Below are 18,366 nucleotides of genomic sequence, written 5' to 3' on the forward strand. Positions count from 1 at the left end.
CGTGATTGCCTGCGCTGCGCAGCAGTCACGCCTGGTGGAGTGCTCGATACACCCGTTCGGCGTAGTCGGCCAAGTGGCCGGCGCACCGTTCGAGCCGTAGATGAGCGTGTGCGGCCACCGGTGCGCCAAACACGTCGCGCGCCTTGATGTCTCGGTGCCACCGACGCAGCCGCTCGAGGCGATCCTGCTGCTCGACGAGCGCCGCGATCGTGAGTTCACCATCGGCGATCGCCGCGTCGATCTGAGTGTCGAACTCCACGCAGCCGGACATGAAGCCGGTCCACTCGGTGGCTCGTTCAGCGGTGAACATGTCTTGTAGTCGCGCCGATTCCGATCTGTCACGGCCGGCCGCGCTGAGCGTCAACACTTCGCCCCCGCCGCGATGCGCCAACTGGACCACGCGCGCAACACCGTCGGCGAACACCGGGACGTCCGGCATCGCCCAGACGCCCTGCCCGATCTGTAACGCGCCACCCCGCCGCAGCTCGCGCCACGTCGCCACCCGATGACGAGAGGGCACTGCGGGTATCCGCACCACCAGAATCAGCCACCGCACGAAGCGTCACGCTCACAATCACAAACAAGAATGTAACGGATGTTTCTTTTGACGGTGCCCAACAGGCGATTTCGCTGGTCTACCAGCGCAAAGAGTGCTGTGCGCCGGCTCATCGCGAATCCGTCCACGTCTCCGACTGCCCCTCGGTCAGTAGGCGCCGCTGCCGGCGAGGACGGTGCGGATGGTTTTGGTGATGATGAGGATGTCTTGGAGGAGGGACCAGTTTTCGACGTAGGTGAGGTCGAGGCGGATGGCGTCGTCGGGTTTGAGGTCGGAGCGGCCGCTGATTTGCCAGAGTCCGGTGAGGCCGGGTTTGACGGTGAGTCGGCGGCTGACGAGGTCGTCGTAGGTGTCGACTTCGCGGCGGACTTGGGGTCGGGGGCCGACGACGCTCATGTGTCCGGTGAGGACGTTGAGGAATTGGGGGAGTTCGTCGATGGAGTATTTGCGGATGATTTTGCCGATGGGGGTGATGCGGGGGTCGTTTTTGATTTTGAAGAACATGGCGCTGCCGCCGTTGGCGGCGATGAGTTCGGTTTGGCGGGTGTCGGCGTTTTGGTACATGCTGCGGAATTTGGTCATTTTGAAGGGGATGCCGTCGAGGCCGATGCGTTCGGCTTTGTAGAAGATCGGTCCGGCACTGGTGAGCTTCACGGCCAGCGCTGTCACAAGCATCACGGGCGCGACGGCGGCCAGTGCTGTCGCGGCGAACAGGACATCAAATGTTCGTTTGATGAGTGAATTCGACCGGCTGTATTGCGGTTTGGCGATTTCGAAGACCGCCATGCCGGCGACGGGGCGGCTGGTGAGGCGTTGGTCGGCGATGTCGATGAGTCCGGGGGCGACCATGAGATCGACGCCGTGGGTTTCGAGCTCCCACATGAGTCGGCGGATGTCGGTAGGGCTCAGGTGGTGGGTGGCGGCGAGGGCGACAGTGTCGGCGTTGGTGTGTTGGACGGCGGCGAGGATGGCTTCGTCGGTGCCGACGATCGGGATGTCGCGGCCGGCGATGGTGATGACTTCTTTGGCGTGGGTGGGTCCCATGGGGGTGCAGAATCCGGCGACGTGGTAGCCGGCCCAGGGGTCTTTGGCGAATTCGGTGGCGATGTCGGCGGCGGCGCTGGTGGCACCGACAACCAGCAGGCGGCTCTGGTCTTCGCCCGAGACTCGCTTCCGGGCAATGATGCGGCGCCACATCCAGCGGGTGGTGATCAGGCCGGCCAGGCCCGTCGGCAGCGCGATGGCCAGGTAGCCCCGGGAGATGTCGATGTGGAACAGCGTCGAGGCGATGGCGATGAGCCCGAACAGCTGCAGCGTGGCCGCGGCGAGGGTGACGTATTCATCGAAGCCTCGGCCGACGACCTTGGCCGAGCGGCTGCCCAGGGACAGGAAGCCCATCCACGCCACCGCGATGACGGCCGACACGGCCAGGTACCGAACATGTGGACCGTTGTCGAGCGAGACGTAGACGGGCCGGCCGCTGGTGGTCGCGAATCGGAAAATCTGCCCGAGGATGACGGATGAGCAAATAACCAGGCAATCGCTGAAAATGAGTTTTCGCGCAAATTTTTGGTGGCGCTGCTCACGTATCGAGCGGCCGCGGTGGCTGGTTGTGGTAGCTGCCGGTAGCTGTAGCGGGGACCCTGCCGGGGCGATGGGGCGCTCGCCGGCAGGGCGAATATTGTCTGTTAACTGGGGTTTTGGTATGGCTGGTGTCGACATGGCTACCGGGGTGCTCTCTGCTGGGCGGGACTCACTCGGCTGGTTCGACCCCCAGTCGCTTGCAGGATTCACCTGGCAGTTCGGGATCGGTGCGCAGACCTGCGGTGGTCTGACGCGATGCACTACTTGTTAACGAATGCGATTTGTAGCAAATTTATACCGAAGGGTTGAGCCCGGCAAGTAGGACACCTAATCAACGCCTGTTACGGCCATCACACTTCTGTTCGTGGGGCGGTGAGGTTTGTGTCTCGGTGCCGACGGACGACAGGCGTGCGAGGTGGCGTGACGTGGCCTGTCAGCTGTGTGCGAACTATGAAAATTAGCCACATGCACGTCTCAGCTGGTTTGACTAGCGAAAATGAATCGGCGTAGACATTGCCAGATCAGACTGCTAGCGTTCGCTTTGCTGTTGCGATTTGGGGAGATCGCATTCATCAGGTTTACCTGAAACGGGGTCTGACGTGTCGACACGGCTGCGCGAGCTATTGGCTGTTGCGCGGCTGGCTCGTGTCTGGTGGTCGGAACCGATCGACTATGACGCGCAAATCGGTTATTTCGCCCAGCGCGGTCTGCTCGGTGGAATCCAACTGCTCGTCGGGGGCTGCGCGGCGCTACTCGCCGCGATCTCGATCGTCATCCAGTTTTCGCCCGCGGGTCCGTCCAGCGAGTTGTCCCGTGGGGTTTCCTCGATCTTTGCGGTTTCCGCACTCGCCTGGGCACTGTTGTGGTGGTTCGGGCCGTGGCCGTCGCGGGCAACGTCGATCGCCTTCATCGTCTATGCCGACATCGGCATCAGCGTCGTCGCACTCCTTGACGCCAATCGACTGGCCGGGTTCTTCGGCCTGAACGCCCTTCTTCTCATCTCCGTCTACACGAAGTTCTTCGAAGGGCCCAAGGTTCTGGCGCTCCACACAGTGTGGGTGCTGCTCGTGACCGCGGTATTCGCAGCCGATATCGCGTGGGGCCCCGATGGCGACCCCTATCTGGCGCTCGCGAAAACGCTGGCCGCCATCGCAACATTCGTCGTGCTGCCTGCGGTCGTGCAATTTGGAATCTGGGTGCTGCGGAACGACGCACACGACTCGGTGACCGATCAGCTGACCGGTCTACTCAACCGCCGGGGTCTGAATCTGAGGATCGAGAGCTTCCTGGCCGACCGTGCGCACCGATCGATTCCCGGTGCCTGCGTCACGGTGCTGGTCATCGACCTGGACAGGTTCAAGAACATCAACGACACCTATGGACATGCCGTGGGCGATGCCGTCTTGATGCGCAGCGCGGAACGGATACGTGGTGTCGTACGAAGCAGTGCACTCGTCGCCAGGGTGGGCGGAGAAGAATTTGTGGTCGTCGATGTCACATCGCCACAGCAGGTACTCCGCATCAGTGAGCGGATCCGGTCGGCTATTGCCGCGCCGGCCGACATGGCACCAGTCACCGCCAGTATCGGTGTCGCCTCCGTCGCCTTGCCGGACTTTTCCGGCGGCGACGACGATCCCCAATCGGTATTGGACGCCACTATCGAGTGCGCCGACCACGCGATGTTCTCGGCCAAGCGAGGCGGCGGCAACGCGGCAGTGCGCCTGACGTTCGCTGTCGGCAACGACATCGTCTGTCGGTGCGACGGCACGTCGACGTCATGCGACGATCCCTCTGCGTCGAAGCTTCGCTGACGAACCAACTCATGCTACCGACATCCGCGATGGGATTGTCGCCTCCAAAAATTTGCTGAATCCGCGGTAGGGTATGCCCGGATTTTCGCAGTCGAGGCTGGCTACTGGCCCTCGGTTTGCCGACGTCAACAGAAATAGCGTGATAGCACCCGGTTTCTGCCGATGGTGACATGAGCTGCTGCCGACCCGACAAGTTTCCGCGGGTTATTCACGCTAATCCCATATTTGTCGCTACGATTGCACGAAACCAGCGGACTGGAGGCACCTGTGGTGCGGCACGCTCTGATTGCGAGCGCGACCAGCGGCGTCGCGGGCGCGGTCGTTGTCGACGCCGTGATGGCCGCTCTGGCGTTGTTTGCCGTGGCGTGTGCGATCGCTGCCGCAGTGGGATCGCACGGCCGACACCGTACGGCGTGGCTCAGCCTGACTGTCGGCTTGTGCGGCTGGGCGGTCGCCCAGACGACATGGACGCTCGCCGAACTCCGTCTCGGGGCCACGCCGGCGGTGGTCCCCGTCGCCGTCGACCTGGTCGGATTGCTGTATCCGGTCGGGGCATGTGTCGGGCTCGTCCTCCTGGCATCCGGCGCCTCGCCGTGGACCAGGGCCCGGTTGATTCTCGACGGGGCGATCATCGGTCTTTCGGTATTCGCATTGGCTTGGGTTGTGGTGCTCAAAGACGGCACTCCGTTGGGCGCCGAACACCGCTGGCAGTCTTGGTTCGCCATGGCCTTCCCCATTGCCGATCTGGTGTTGGTCGCCGTCGCAGTTGCTGTGTTGACCGCTGCTGATCGCCGATATCGCGTAGTACTTCTGCTGTTGACGATCGGCAACGTTCTGGGCGCGGTTTCCAACATCGCAGTCCTGTTCATCGACAGGTGGGGGAGCGGCGCGGAGCACCGACTGATCGATCTCGGCTGGAGTGCGGCGCTGATTTGCCTGGCGTTTGCCGCGTTGGTAAGTCGGCAACAGCGAAAGCTGTTGTCCGCGGGTGATGTTGACGCCGTAGGCGCGCCTCGATGGTCTGCCGCCATTCCGGTGGTGCCATTGGCGATCGCCACCGCGATGTGCTGCACCGAATTGCTCCATGTGTCGGCTGCGTGCTGCGTCCCCATGGCGATCACTGCCCTCGTGCTTGTCGCGACCACCGTGGTGCGACAGATGGTGACGTTCAACGAGAACCAGCGGCTACGGGCCGCGGCGAGAGAACTACTCGAGCAGGACCGGGTCACCGGTCTCGGCAACGCTGTCTCGTTGCGCGACCGGCTGTCGCGCCTACTGTCCCGAAGAGACGCCGAAAGCGTTTCGGTGGTGCGTCTCGATATGGACGAGTTGGCGTTGGTGACGGCGGCTTACGGTCGCGGAGCCGGAGACGAGCTGCTGAACTTGGCCGCCTGCCGCATCAAATCGAGTGTCAGCCCCAACGATGTCGTCGCGCGGCTCGACAGTGGGCAATTCGCGGTGCTCATGGACTGCGGTTTCGAGCACGGCCGCGCTGTGGCAGACCATCTGGTCCAGGCATTCTCGGATCCGTTCATCATCGACGGGCGCGACCTGCTGATCCGGCCGAGCGTCGGGCTGGCGGTGGCGCCAGACGGTGAAACCGAACTCAATGCTGACGATCTACTCGCGCGCGCGGCGGCGGCCGTCCAGCTCGCAAAGAACTCTCACCTGCGCAGTGCGTACATCCACGACATGGAAAGCGACATCGACGACACCGTGACGACGTCGCGCACCGCGGCGCTGGGGGCGCGGCCGACCGAGACCGTCCGACTACTCGGCCAGCTACGCCAGGCGATCGACAGCGAAACGCTCTGCCTGTATTACCAACCCAAGTTCGAGCTGATCTCGGGCGCAATGATCGGTGTGGAAGCCCTGTTGCGTTGGCCGCACGCTGAACTCGGCTTGCTGGCTCCCGACCGCTTCCTGCCTTTGGTGCGGTCGCACGGCCTGACCACATTGGTGAACGATCTGGTGATCGAGCGGGCACTCGACGACGTTGCCCGCTGGCGCGGTGAGGGATTGGCTGTTCCCGTGGCAGTCAACGTATTCGCCAATTGCCTCACCGACATCGCCCTACCCCGGCGGATCGCCAGGGCACTGGACGAACGCCGAATCTCCGCGGCCGACTTGACGTTGGAAATCACCGAGGACTTCATGCTGAGCAAACTGGGGCGCGTTCAGTACGTCTTGAACGGCTTGCGCCACACCGGAGTACGCATCGCAATCGATGATTTCGGCAGTGGCTATTCGACATTGAGTTACCTGCGCGACCTTCCGGTTGACGAAGTGAAGTTGGACCGGCAGTTCGTCGCGTCTGTCCTCAAGGACGAACGCGCCGCCGAGATCGTCCGCTCCATCATTTCGCTGGCTCATCATCTCGGTGCCCGGGTGGTCGCCGAGGGCGTGGAAGACGGCGAAACTGCCGCTCGGCTGAAGCAATTCGAATGCGACGCCGTCCAGGGCTATCTGTACAGCACACCCATCGCCGCCGACCGCGTACCCGCGTGGCTTCGTGAACAGCCGGGCTTTCCGAGTATGCCGCGACCCGTCGTCGCGAGCATCTAGTCGGTGAGCCCGATGGCGTCGAGTATCCGCTGGGCGGAGACCTCCCAGGAATAGCGGCCGGCGTTACGGAGGCCCCGTTCTCGCAAGGAGTTCGCCAGACCCGCTTCGGATTCCAGCCGGTCCAGTTGGGCGAGCAGACCAGGCATGTCATCGGGGTCGAAGTAGAGGGCGGCGTCGCCTGCGATCTCGGGCAGCGATGCCGCGTTCGACGTGATCACCGGACAGCCGAGCGTCTGGGCCTCCAGCGGCGGGAGGCCGAAACCCTCGTAGCGGGACGGGAAGATCAGACCACGCGCGTTGCGGTACAACCACGCCAGTTCCGCATCTGAAAGACGGCCGGCGACAATGGCTTTCGATGAGAGCGCGGCTGCTTGACTGAACACCTGGTCATTGCCGGACGCGCCGACCACGACGACGGTGCGTCCGGATTCAGAGACGGCCTGCACCGGTGCCGGCAGATTCTTGTGGACCGCAAGAGTGCCCACCATGAGATAGAACGGTTCGTCCGGAGCCAAGTCCGGTCGGCGGGGTTCCACCGTTGTCAGGGCATCTGCGGCACAGCCGGCGACCACGAACTTCTCCGAACGTATGCCGAGTACGTCGTCGAGCTCCTTGGCGCTGAAGTGGGAAACGGTGATCAGATGGCGCGCCCACCGTCCGAGGAACGAGTACGAGACGCGATAGAAGGCGACGAAGGCCCTGCGGAACGTCTCCGGGAACCGGAAGGGCGTCGCGTCGTGCATGGTGACGACTTGCCGGCGCTTTGCCAATGGAGCCGGTCCGGCGAAATTGAGCAGCAGGTTCCCGAGTGTTGCGGCGGGTAGATAGATCTGCTCGAAAACCACGCCGGTGGTGCGAGACTGCCGAACCTCGACCCGCGGGGTACGCAGCCAAGCGGGGATGTCGGCGTTGGCCGGCACATGGACGACCAGATCAGCGACATCGTTGTCGATGACTGCGCGGACGATCTCCGTCGCGTAGCGTTGCGTGCCGGTCAGCTTCTGCGCCAACCACTTTCCGTTGACGTGAATCTGCCGCATCAGTGGCGTCCCGTCAGCGGCTCGTACAGGGCGCGAAGTGCAGCCTGCTGTTGGGTGTCGCAATTGCCGGCCAATGCCGTCGCAGTCTGCTGCCGCAGCGCCGCCAAACCTCCGTCCCGACGGAGCGCCGTGATCGCGGTGACCAGATCCTCGGGGCGATCGAGCATCACCGGTAAGTCCACGCCGTGCAGATAGGCACGGCGACGTGCGACGACGGGCAACCCCATGCCTGCAGCCTCCATGATGGAAATCGGAAATCCTTCCCACGACGCCGTGTGCAGGTAGAGATCGCACCCAGCCATCACATCGAGGGCCTCACTACGAGGTAGCCAACCCGTCACGTCGACTCCGTGTGACCGGAGCACATCGACGTCCTCATCGCTGCCGCCACCGATCCAGGTGGCCTCCAGGCCGCCGTGCACCTGGGCTGCGGCACGGAACGCCTCGGCGAAGAACCGTGGATCCTTTTGTGGGCCGAGGCGTCCGTTGCCCACGATCCGCAACGTGGGATCGGTCGCGGAACGTCCGGTTTGCGGTAACCCGGGCGGTTGTACGTTCGGTACCGTCACCACGCGCGGCGAGCTCAACGGCCATCTGGAGAGCTCGGCCTCACGCGGTGAGCATGCGGCGTAGGCGGAAGTGTTGAACGACAACAACCATTCGAGCAAGCGAAATCCCTGCCGCACCGCCCAGGACACGTCGAGCCGTTCGAACGAGTAGCAGTGCGGCGTGTAGACCAGTGGGCGCCCGTTGGTTCTGCGCACCGCGGCGCGCACGTACGCGCCGGCCATGCTCGAGTGCGCGTGCACGATGCAGCTGGCGTGGGCGTCGCGCAGGAATCGCCGAAGGAATCGGATACGCGCGACGGTGCCCGCCGGCAGCTCCGTCTTCGTCGTGAAGTACGTCAACTCGTCGATGTCGAGCCGCGCCTCGTCGCGAAACGAGAAGACAAGGTGATGCTGGGCCTCGGGGTAGTTGCGGACAAAATCCCCAATCGCTGACGCGGTACCGCTGGCAAATGATTCCGCGACGTGGATGATCGACGGACGCCGGCTGGCCACGATGCCCAACGAGGAGTTGGGGTCAGCCACTTTTGCGCCTCCGAACGTGAATTTAGCAAAGTCTAGAGCGATTGCTCTATTTTGCTTACGGTAACCGCTCTCGGTGCGATGGTCCAGTTGAATCCGGCGTGCGGCGTGGCGGTTTCCGGTGATAAAGCCCATATTCACGCCGATTTGCCGCACCTCGTCGCGAACTCTCTGAAACAACCATGGAGCCTTCGGGTTGCCGTCCGGTTGTGCTCGATGTTTGATATGGCACATTCAGCGAACTTCTGAGGCTCGTGAGTGTGTATCGTGGAGCGCGGCGGCGTCCGGTTGTCTGCGGACTTTGTCGCCAGTCGACTACACGGCACTTTGCATCACAGAGGGGGCTCTGGTTCGTGGACGAGGAAGCTGCTCATACGCAGCCGACATGGTTCGGCCCCGAAACGGCACCCCTGTACGGAGTCGTCCACGTTCCGGCAGGACGACGTGCGCGCGGCGGCATCGTGATCTGCCCACCATTGGGCAAGGAGCACGTCGACACCTACCGCGGACTCAGACTGCTGGCTCAAGAGTTGTGCGCGCGAGGGTTCATGGTGCTGCGGTTCGACTATCGCGCCACGGGTGACTCCGCCGGGGCGCTCGGGGCGGACTCGGCGCTGAGCGACTATCAGGACAGTATTCGTACCGCGGCGCAGTATCTGCGCACCGCCGGCGTGACGCGGATCGGCGTGATCGGGCTCCGGATGGGCGCCATGCTCGCTGCCACCGTCGTATCCGATCTCGACGGGTTGGCCGCATTGGTCCTGTGGGACCCCGTTCTCGACGGTCGCCGATATCTTCGCGAGCAGCGGACGCTGTACAAGATGACGGTCGGTGCCGACCTCGTCGACGTCGAACGCGAGTCGATTCTGGGTACGACGTTCTCGCCGGAATGCGCACAACGCCTCAAAGGTATCCAGATGCCGGACTCGCTGAGCGCTGCCGTTCCGACGCTCATCGTCGCCAGGCCCGAGCGCGTAGAGGAACCGAAGATCAAGGCGCTGATGGCGAATGGCAACTGTGAGCTGGCGGCGGTCGTCGGCCAGCCCGAGTATGTCGAGCCGGTGACGTTCGTGGTGCAGATCCCGGTGGCAACGCTGACTCTGATCGCAGAATGGCTCCATCAGGCCATGGGCACCGGCGCCGAGGTGGTGTCGCCGGTCATCGCCCGCCGCGCACAGGTAGCCAAGCTGCCGGATGGACGCGCGATCGTCGAAACGCTGGACGAGCTGGGGCCCAATCGGTTGTTCGCCATCAGGACAGCGCTGGCCGATGCGCCACCGGACACACCGACGTTGCTCATCCACAACACCGCATGTGAACATCGCGTCGGCTCGGGGCGGGTATGGACCGACACCGCACGTGAACTTGCCGCACACGGCCTGGCCGCGGTGCGCTACGACCGCCGCGGTACCGGTGACACCGGTTGGGCCACAGCCGAATTCGCGACGATCTATTCGCCGGAATCCAACGCCGATGTGCATGATGCGATGGTGGCGACCGGACTACCCGCAGAGCGCCTGATGATGACGGGGATCTGCTCCGGTGCGTGGAACTCGGCGATCGGTGCGATCAGGTACGGCGCCCGCGCGGTGGTGCTGGTCAATGCGATCCTCTTCAGCGTGCGCCACAAGGCCATCGGACCCGAGAAGCTGATCGGCATGACGCCACCGAATCCTGGCGTGGAGCCCGCCCCGGAGCCTCGCACGTTGGAAGCCCGTCTCAAGAGACTGGTCAGGCGGTGGTTGCCGTATCGACTCTGGCTGTTGATGGGCCGAGTCGGCTTGACCGAAGTGCCAGAAGTCCTACTGACGGCTTTGGGGCGTCAGGGCATCGTCGTCGACATGGTGATGTCGCCGGAGGACCAGGCGTGGTTCGACAAACAACGCGGGTCGCAAGGGATTGCACGGCTCGAGCGTCGTGGCTGGGCGCCGACGATCACGCGCGCGCCGAGCGGCGATCACCCGCTACTGCAGCGGGACATACAAAATGTCGCGAGTGCGCGGATTTTGGCTGTCGCGCAGCGCGAGTTTGCTGAACTCCTGCCAGAATCGGTTGGTGGCGATGCTCGACCTGCCGCGTTGCATCGCAACGCTGATCCTCCCGCGCCCTGCTGTGAGCGACGGTGACCATCGGAATGAGAAGTAGGCGGCGTGACGCGATTGAGCGTGTGGAACCTGGCGGCCAAGTGACGGCCACGGGCAGTAGTGGGCCTGGCGCGTCCGCGCACGCTGATGCAGACAAGCTCCGGCGGAACGAACAGCACGCGGCCGCCGGACGAAACACCGTCGCGTTGCTGTTGAGCCGCCTCGCGATCGCCCTGATGGGATGGTCGGGAACCGTCCTGATCGCCCGGCTGCTGTCGCCGACGGACTGGGGCGTGTTCTCGTTCGTCTTCGGACTTCTCGGGATGATGTCGATCGTCACCGATCTCGGCGTGGGCCGGGTGGTGCTCGGCAGACTGCTGGAAGCAGATGACGAAGACGCTGACGTGTTCGCCAGTTCGTTTGTCGGGCTGCGAGCGGCGTTGGGGCTACTCGGATACGGCATCGCCGTCGGGTACGTCGTCGCGATGGGTTATTCGGGCGAGGTGATCCGAGCGACCGCCCTGGCAGGCCTCGTCGTCGTCATCGCCACACCCAGCCATGCGCTGTCCGTGCTCTACCAGAGCCGGCTGAAGATGGTGACCGTCGCGGCGGCGGAAGCGTTCGCCCAATTGGTCCAATTGGTGCTCACCATCCTCATCGCGACAACCCACCCCGGCTTGATGATCTTCATCCTGCCTGCGATCGCGAATGAAATCGTCTCCGGCACATGGAAATTGATCGGAGTCCGGCGCGGCCGCGTGGGACCTCGGATCACCAGACAACCGCGTCTCAAGCTGTGGCGCGAGATGCTGGTGGAAGCCATTCCGCTCAGCATCGGGCTGGCCATGATGACGCTGCTTTCCAAGATCGACATTCTGATGCTCGGCAAGCTGGATCAATTCGACTCGGTGGGTTTGTACAGCGTGGCCTACAAGTTCGCCGATGTGCTGTCGTACGCGGTTCTGGCGATCGTGACGCCGGTGGCAACCCTGTTGGTCGCGGCGTGGCCGTTGATGACCGACGAATTCCGTAGCCGAGTGCGGTCTTCGGCGGTGCTGATCGGGCTGCTGACCTGCCTTGCGGTCGCCGGTATGTGGGCATCCGGAGACGAGGTGGTGTCGCTGCTGTACGGCGAGCGGTTCGGCGTATGCGCCGACGCCGTCCGCATGCTGTTGGTCGGGGCCGTGTTCGCGGCGCTGTCGCACCTCATCCTCGTTGCTCTCGTGTCGGCCGCGCGACAGCGGGCCTATCCGTGGGTGGCAGGCGGTGCACTGGTGCTCAACGTCGTGCTGAATGTGTATCTGATCCCGCGGTTCTCGTACAACGGTTCGGCCGGAGCCACGGTCGTGACCGAGATCGTCATGTTCGTCGCGATGTGGGTACTGGCGGCCCGGACCATTCCGATCGACCGACTGATGCCGGTCGCCAAATTGCTGCTGATCGTCGCGCTGACGGTCGGGGTGTGCGCACTCACCGACGTCCTGCAGGGGTACGTGTCGTGGGTGGCCGTCGCGGCGTGCGCGGTCGCGCTGTTCGTCGGTGGTGCGTTCGCGCTGAGACTGATCGACCTCCAGCTGTTGTCGCGGCTGCGGCGTGCGCGAGCGGTGTGACCATGGCATCTATCGTCTTCGTCAACCGGGCCGGGCGGGTCTCCGGCGCGGAAGTCGTTCTGCTGCGGTTGATTCAAGCCGCCCGCGAACGCGGCGATCACGTCCGCGTGATCAGCCCGGTGGGCGTCCTCGCCGACCGGCTACCCGATGACGTCGCGCACATCGAGATCGACGAACTCGACCTGGGCGGCGCCTCGGGGGTGGCCCGGATGATGGCGCTGGGCACCTTGGCGCGCCGCTGGATCCGCGCGGCGGCAGTGATCCGCCGCGCCGTCGATGCAGACGACGTGGTCATTGTGAACTCTCTACTGGCGCTGCCGGCCGCGCGCTTCGCCAGGCTGCGGCAAGGAGTGTCATGGCTCGTCCACGACACCATCGACGAAGCCAAGCAGCGCGCCATGGTCCGGATCGGCCGGCCTGCCATCCGCCGTGCCGTGGCGGTGTCGCCACCGACGGCTGCGCCCGTGCAACAGCTCGGGTTTGACGTATCGGTCTCCCCGTTGGGCGTCGACATCCCGGGCGTACTTGCACAGCGCCGGGCTCGTCCGCAACCGGTGGTCGGCATCATGGGCGTCATCACGCCGTGGAAAGGTCACCAGGTGCTGCTCCAGGCGCTGACCAAGGTTCCCGGGGTGCAGTGTGAGGTGGCGGGCAGCGCATTCCACGCCGACGCTGACTACCTTGCTGAGCTGCAACGATTTTCGGACGCGCAATTGGACGGCCGGGTGCGCTTCCTCGGTCATGTCGATCCGGTCGCGACGATGCTCAACTGGGACATCTTGGTCAACGCCAGTACCTCGCCCGAAGCCGGCCCGATCGTGGCGCTCGAGGCGATGAGCGTCGGCGTGCCCGTGATTGCCACCGACCATGGCGGTAGCAGTTGGCTGTTGCGCGATGGCGCCGGCGTGCTGGTCCCCGTGGGCGATGCCGAAGCGCTGGGCACGGCGATCATCGACGTGCTCGAAAATCGTTCCGGCGTAGCCGAAATGGTCGAGGTAGCCTACGAGCGGGTCTGTGCCGACCACGACGCGAGACGGGCGTTTCCTGCGATGCTCGAGGCGCTGTTGCCCGACGGGCTCCGCGCGGTCAGGCGATGATCGTCGTGCCACCCATGGTGATGCCGCTCGCGCTGTAGCTCCCGCTGGGCGTGTTGGTGTAGAAGATCGGCAGCGTGGTCTTGTCGAAGCTGATGCTCTTGAAGATGATGCCGTTCATGCTCGACCCGGTCTCCTGGATCAGGCCGATCTCCCGCTGCGCCGTGAGCGGTGTTCCGGTCACCGAAATGTTCTCGATGGTCACGCCGGTCACCGGCTGGGCCGCATTGCCGGCGTAGACGAGGATGGCCCCGTGCACCACGGCTGAGTTGTAATTCGCGCCAGTCACGGTGCCGCCGTTGACGACTACGTTGGACACACCCATCGTGTCGTAGCTGGGTTCAGAAGCGATGTAGATCCCGGCGCCGTTGGTGTTCGAGACCTTGATGTTGTTGTACGTGATGTTCTGTCCGCCCACCACGGTCACACCGCGACCCCAGGTCGTTCCGTTGACGATCGGGTTGTTGATCGTGATGTTGGAGCAGATGGTTCCGTCATGGATGTAGGACACCACTGACACTCCGTCGTCGCCGGTGTTGTTCGTGACCGGGTTGTTGACGACGCCGTCGTGAGCGCCGCCCGTCATCGAAATTCCGTCCGCGCGTGAATTGTTCACCGTAATGTCGGTCAGGTTGAACCAGCCGGCGCCCAGGACGTATACCCCGGCACCGGCGGCGCCGTTGATTGTGACGTTGCTGACCGAGGCGTAATTGCCTTCGATCACGAGCTTGTGCTGTTCATCGGCGTAGTAGCGGGGGCCGGTCAGGTTGGCGCCGAGCGTCAGATTGCTCATGGTGACGTGGTCGGAGAGAATCTCGACCGCCGACGTCGCGTCGTTCGTGGCCTGGAGCGTCGCGCCATTGCCGTTGATGGTCAGCCCAGAGACGGTGATCTGCAGAACGCCCGAGTGGTAGAAGGTCTTTGGGGCCAGCGTCAGTGTCGAACCCGGCTTGAGATTGCTGAATACGTCCTGGAGTACAGCGGTGCTGTCACCCGTGATCGGCGTCGCCAGAACCGGCACGGTGACGGTCTCGGACACTTTGGACGAGCCACTGCTGGCGAGGACGGTGAAGCTGGAGGTGTTCGCGTTCGCCGACACGGCGGAAAGGTCCCGTGCCAGCTGAGTCGGCGTATAGGTGAAGGTGCCGTCTGCGTTCACCGTGACCGTCCCGTAGGTCGGCGCTGAGGACACGGTGTACGTGACCGTGCCGGTGCCGCGGTTGGTCACATTGAGCGATCCGGAGACGGCGCCCGTCGTGGAATCCGGCGTACCCACGGTCGGCGTGCCCGCGACGAGTGAGCTGCGGGTCGTCTTGATGGCGGTGACCGGTTTGAGCAGGGTGGTGAGCGACGTCGTGCTCGTGTCCGTTGCGGCTGTTGGTGTGGGCTGAGGGGCAGCGGTGGTTTGGCTCGTGTTGGCGACCGGTTGGCTCGATGTCGTCGGGGATTGTGCTGTGGGCACCGTGCTCTGCGGCTGGCTGGACGCGCGTCGCGTCCACGCGGCGATGGCCCACGCGATCGGCGTACCGATGGGCGCGGAAGGCGCCGCTCCGTTGGACAACGGACCAGTAGGCGTGGTCACGGTTGCGGCAGCGGGCAACTGCGCTGCGGGAGTGCTGATGGCGGTTGAAATCAATTCCACCTGTACTGATTTCGGGGTGGCGGCCGCTGCGCGTGGTGCCGCCGAGGCTGGTCGCAATGACACGGTCTTGGGTGGCGTCACCACCGCGGCGGGATTCTGCTGCGGCACCCGCGGGATAGCGACCGAGGCGACTGCCTGCGCGGAGCGCGCTTTCCGCGGCTCGGGCGTCTTCCCTTGGGCGCGAGATGTTTTGGCACGATGCGGCTGACCACTTTCCGCCTTCGGCGAGGTGGGTTTCGGGTCGCTTTGATGCGGAGCGGTCGACGTGACCTCTGGCGCTGCCGCCGCCGTGCCCATGCCGGCGATAGCGGTACCTATGCCCAATGCAACCGCCAATGCGCCGACCCGCCCAACGCACATGGTGATGTCCATTTGCCCGACCTCTCGACGCTTTATCGGGCCGCCAAGCTATGCGGCCGTCATTTGTCGCAACGATGATGACGAGGGTTGAGCGCAATGTGTGGCATTTCGGAAATTCATCTCAGAAGTCGCCGCTACGGCAAAATCATTCGTACTTCGCCAGAATTAGAGAATGGTGGCGCAAAATGCGTCAAATCGGCTGTATATTGCCGTTCAATACCTTTTGAATCTTTTTGCCAAATCGTTAGTTCGCGGCTGGTTTTCAAAGCTTCGGAGAGTAACAGCTGTTACCGGAGGGCCGGCTGCAGCGCGTCGGAAATGAGGTTTGCTGCAGATGGCTGCGGCGACGTCTGCTGGGGCTGCCCGCCCTAGATCGAGGACACGTCGATGTGCTTGCCGTCGTTGGTCCAGTTGGCCACGGTGTAGCTGCCGGCCGGCACATTGCTGTAGAACGGCGCCACAGTCGTTGCGGTGAGGCGGATATCTGACAGGTTGATGTCGTGTATCGCGCGATCTCCGCCGTTCGTTTCATCGACAATGGCCACGTTGCGGTTCACGGTGGTGCTCGTCGCGGTGACCGCCACATTCGAGACGGTGACGTCGTGCACGAATCGGCCCTGATTCCCCGAGTACACGAGAATGGCGCCCTGCTCGATGTCCTTGTCCCAATTGGCGCCGGTGACCGTGCCATCGGTTATCGCAACCTGTTCGACGGACCGGGTGAAGAACGGGTTGCCCTCGTTGGCGACGTACAAGCCGGCGGAACTGGTACGTGCGACTGAAAACTGCCTGATGTCAACGTTGTTGGCGCCGACCACCGTGATGCCACGTCCCCATCGGGTACTCCCGACAGTGATGTTCTTCTCGGTGATGTCATGGCAGGGCGCCGGGTCGTGGTCATAGGACACGACCGCAACACCGTCATCGCCGGTTTGATCGGTCGTGATGTTCTCGACCTGACCGAAGGCCGAGCCGCCCGTCATGTGCAGGCCGTCGGCGCGGGTACCGGTGATCGTGATATCACGGGCGACGAAATGCGTTGCGCCGCTGAAGTAGACGCCGGCACCTGCCGAGCCGGTCACCCTGACATTGCTGATGGTGGCCCGCTGCCCTTTGACGACGAGTTTGTGCTGCTGTTCGCCCATCCAGCGCTTGCCGTCGGACGGCGCCGCAAACGTCACATCGGTGATGGTGATGCCGTCACCGAGGATGTCGACAGCGGACGTCTCGTCGTTGGTCGCAGTCAACGTGGCGCCGTTGCCGTTGATCGTGACGTTGGGTGTCCGAACGGTGAGGATGCCACGGTGGTGGTAGGCCCGTGGCTCGAGCGTCAGCGTCGCGCCCGGTGCGAGCGCGTCGAACTGCGCCTGAAGCGAGGCGGTGTCGTCCCTGGGTGCGCCGTCGTCTGCGGCAGACAGGGGTTTGCAGGCGGCGACCATCAGCACCACGGCTCCCAGCGCCGCGAACATTGACCGACCTCGCATGGAGCATCCCCTCTCAGACGACTGCGGCTAATGCTGATTCAGTAGTTCGGGCTGCTTCGGCCAGATGGTCTGGCGCCGGCGAGCCTTGCGCTCGGTGACGAGAACTCCCACGACCACTGCGGCGAGGCCGACCCACGCGTACGTCACGCGGCCTTGGACCCAGTACATGTACCGCGGCCACTCGACGAGTCCCGTGAAGAACATCGGATACACCAGGAGGCCGACCAGGCTTCCCCTGCAGAAATGGCGGTACAGCAACCCGGCGACCAAGCCGAGCCCGAAGAAGAACACGAGGCCGCCGATCGGGCCGTAATCGACGAATGGAGCTTCATACCCACTGGGGTTGTTGAACTCCGGGTTCGCATACTGCTCGAGGACCCGGTAGTAGGGAGAATCCGGATCAAATGTCTTGGGGTACGGCCGATCGTGACCACCGAGACGCTCGTAGAGCCGAAGCTGATAGATACCCTGAACCGACCAGAACGACTCGAGGGTGTCATAGGGGAGCCGGCCCGGCCAGCTCATGTGATCAACGATGACCGCGCCGTTGTTGATGGCTGTCGCGTAGTAGCCCGCAAGGCGATTCATCACAAACGTGGGGAACGAATCTTCGCCATGCATCCGGTAGAACATCCACGACCGGAAGTACTCGAAGAAGGCGAATGTGACGATCACCAGAGCGATACCGGCGACGGGGATGGCCCGGGCGATCGTGCGCCGCGTCCGGTCGCGGGTGGATAGCCAGCCGGCACCGACGACCACCACCGGGACGACCAGTTCGAGGATCGCGAGGCGCTCCGAGTAGATGTACGAGCGTGGTACCGACAACGCCAGGACAACGAGGAGCTTTATCAGCTCGGCGCGAGTGTACTTGTGCGCCAGCAGGATTGCGGAGACAACGACCGCGGCGATGCCGATCTGGGTGAGGGCGGTGACTCCGGGGATGTTGCCGATGGCAGTTTTGGCCGGAGCATCCCAGGGGTGGTCGGATCCGCCGAACAGTTCGGCCAGACTGAGTCCACTCTTGACGATCAGAACCGCAAACCCGACGTAACCGACGATGGTCAGGGTTGTCAGTATCGTGCTCGCGCGTTCGAGGGCAGCGCGGCGCCGTGCAGACAGTGCCGGCCATGCCGCGGCCAGATCGTCTCGGGCGGGCATCGCCGCGATTACGATCATCGCGCCGAAGGCAAAGGCGAGCACGCCGCATTCGAACAGCCACAGCATGCTGTCCGTCACGACTTTCGGTTCCTGCCAATACGTCCGGAACTGCTGATCGTCGACCGATGCGGTCAGCAGGATCGCGCTCGAACCGACGGCAAGAGACACCACGGCCGGCGACAGCCATCCAAGCCGGAGTTCGCCCCCTCTGGTCGACCCGGTTTCGGCACGGAGTTTCGTCGCCATCAGCATGTGGCGGTCACCGCGTTGCATGTCGGCTGCAGCGG

12 protein-coding genes are annotated in these 18,366 nt (G+C 63.8%); 5 read left to right on the forward strand and 7 right to left on the reverse strand.

The window, feature by feature from the left end; translation table 11 throughout:
- Positions 1-25: 25 nt before the first annotated feature.
- On the reverse strand, positions 26-556 hold the full coding sequence (locus QRN63_RS09990; protein ID WP_285030631.1) for a Chromate resistance protein ChrB: 531 nt from the start codon (positions 554-556) through the stop codon (positions 26-28).
- 147 nt (positions 557-703) lie between these two features.
- Positions 704-2,236, reverse strand: coding sequence for a sugar transferase (locus tag QRN63_RS09995; RefSeq protein ID WP_502888107.1), 1,533 nt, complete (start codon positions 2,234-2,236; stop codon positions 704-706).
- A gap of 503 nt (positions 2,237-2,739) precedes the next feature.
- Between QRN63_RS09995 and QRN63_RS10000 the strand changes: the two genes are divergently transcribed.
- Complete coding sequence (locus QRN63_RS10000; protein WP_285030632.1) at positions 2,740-3,951, forward strand: GGDEF domain-containing protein; 1,212 nt, start codon at positions 2,740-2,742, stop codon at positions 3,949-3,951.
- 267 nt (positions 3,952-4,218) lie between these two features.
- Positions 4,219-6,516, forward strand: coding sequence for a putative bifunctional diguanylate cyclase/phosphodiesterase (locus QRN63_RS10005; RefSeq protein ID WP_285030633.1), 2,298 nt, complete (start codon positions 4,219-4,221; stop codon positions 6,514-6,516).
- Here QRN63_RS10005 and QRN63_RS10010 read toward each other — a convergent pair.
- Together QRN63_RS10010 and QRN63_RS10015 are read right to left on the reverse strand one after the other, a co-directional pair.
- Positions 6,513-7,556, reverse strand: coding sequence for a glycosyltransferase family 4 protein (locus QRN63_RS10010; protein WP_285030634.1), 1,044 nt, complete (start codon positions 7,554-7,556; stop codon positions 6,513-6,515). The two genes, QRN63_RS10005 and QRN63_RS10010, sit on opposite strands and share 4 nt — an antisense overlap.
- On the reverse strand, positions 7,556-8,878 hold the full coding sequence (locus QRN63_RS10015; RefSeq protein WP_285030635.1) for a glycosyltransferase family 4 protein: 1,323 nt from the start codon (positions 8,876-8,878) through the stop codon (positions 7,556-7,558). The genes QRN63_RS10010 and QRN63_RS10015 overlap by 1 nt, the downstream gene beginning before the upstream one ends.
- A gap of 119 nt (positions 8,879-8,997) precedes the next feature.
- Here QRN63_RS10015 and QRN63_RS10020 point away from each other — a divergent pair, with 119 nt between their 5' ends.
- Genes QRN63_RS10020 through QRN63_RS10030 form a run of 3 tightly spaced genes read left to right on the forward strand, consistent with a single transcriptional unit; the run spans position 8,998 to position 13,435 of the window.
- Positions 8,998-10,770: a serine aminopeptidase domain-containing protein gene (locus tag QRN63_RS10020; RefSeq protein WP_285030636.1), complete on the forward strand. Its 1,773-nt coding sequence runs from the start codon at positions 8,998-9,000 to the stop codon at positions 10,768-10,770.
- A gap of 8 nt (positions 10,771-10,778) precedes the next feature.
- Positions 10,779-12,338 carry a flippase gene (locus QRN63_RS10025; RefSeq protein WP_285030637.1) on the forward strand — a complete coding sequence of 520 codons (1,560 nt, stop codon included), beginning with the start codon at positions 10,779-10,781 and terminating at the stop codon, positions 12,336-12,338.
- Between the two features lie 2 nt (positions 12,339-12,340).
- A complete protein-coding gene (locus QRN63_RS10030; protein WP_285030638.1) occupies positions 12,341-13,435 on the forward strand; it encodes a glycosyltransferase family 4 protein in 1,095 nt (364 codons plus the stop codon).
- Here the strand turns inward: QRN63_RS10030 and QRN63_RS10035 are convergent.
- From QRN63_RS10035 to QRN63_RS10045, 3 genes are all read right to left on the reverse strand, one after another.
- Entirely contained in the window at positions 13,425-15,182 is a 1,758-nt protein-coding gene (locus tag QRN63_RS10035; RefSeq protein ID WP_285030639.1) for a right-handed parallel beta-helix repeat-containing protein, read from the reverse strand. The genes QRN63_RS10030 and QRN63_RS10035 overlap by 11 nt on opposite strands.
- 620 nt (positions 15,183-15,802) lie before the next feature.
- Positions 15,803-16,918, reverse strand: a complete 1,116-nt coding sequence (locus QRN63_RS10040; protein ID WP_285030640.1) for a right-handed parallel beta-helix repeat-containing protein — start codon at positions 16,916-16,918, stop codon at positions 15,803-15,805.
- Positions 16,919-16,945: 27 nt separating this feature from the next.
- Positions 16,946-18,352 carry an O-antigen polymerase gene (locus QRN63_RS10045; RefSeq protein WP_285030641.1) on the reverse strand — a complete coding sequence of 469 codons (1,407 nt, stop codon included), beginning with the start codon at positions 18,350-18,352 and terminating at the stop codon, positions 16,946-16,948.
- Positions 18,353-18,366: the final 14 nt, after the last annotated feature.

The sequence above is a fragment of the Mycolicibacterium sp. lyk4-40-TYG-92 genome, from assembly GCF_030209435.1.
Taxonomy (GTDB): domain Bacteria; phylum Actinomycetota; class Actinomycetes; order Mycobacteriales; family Mycobacteriaceae; genus Mycobacterium.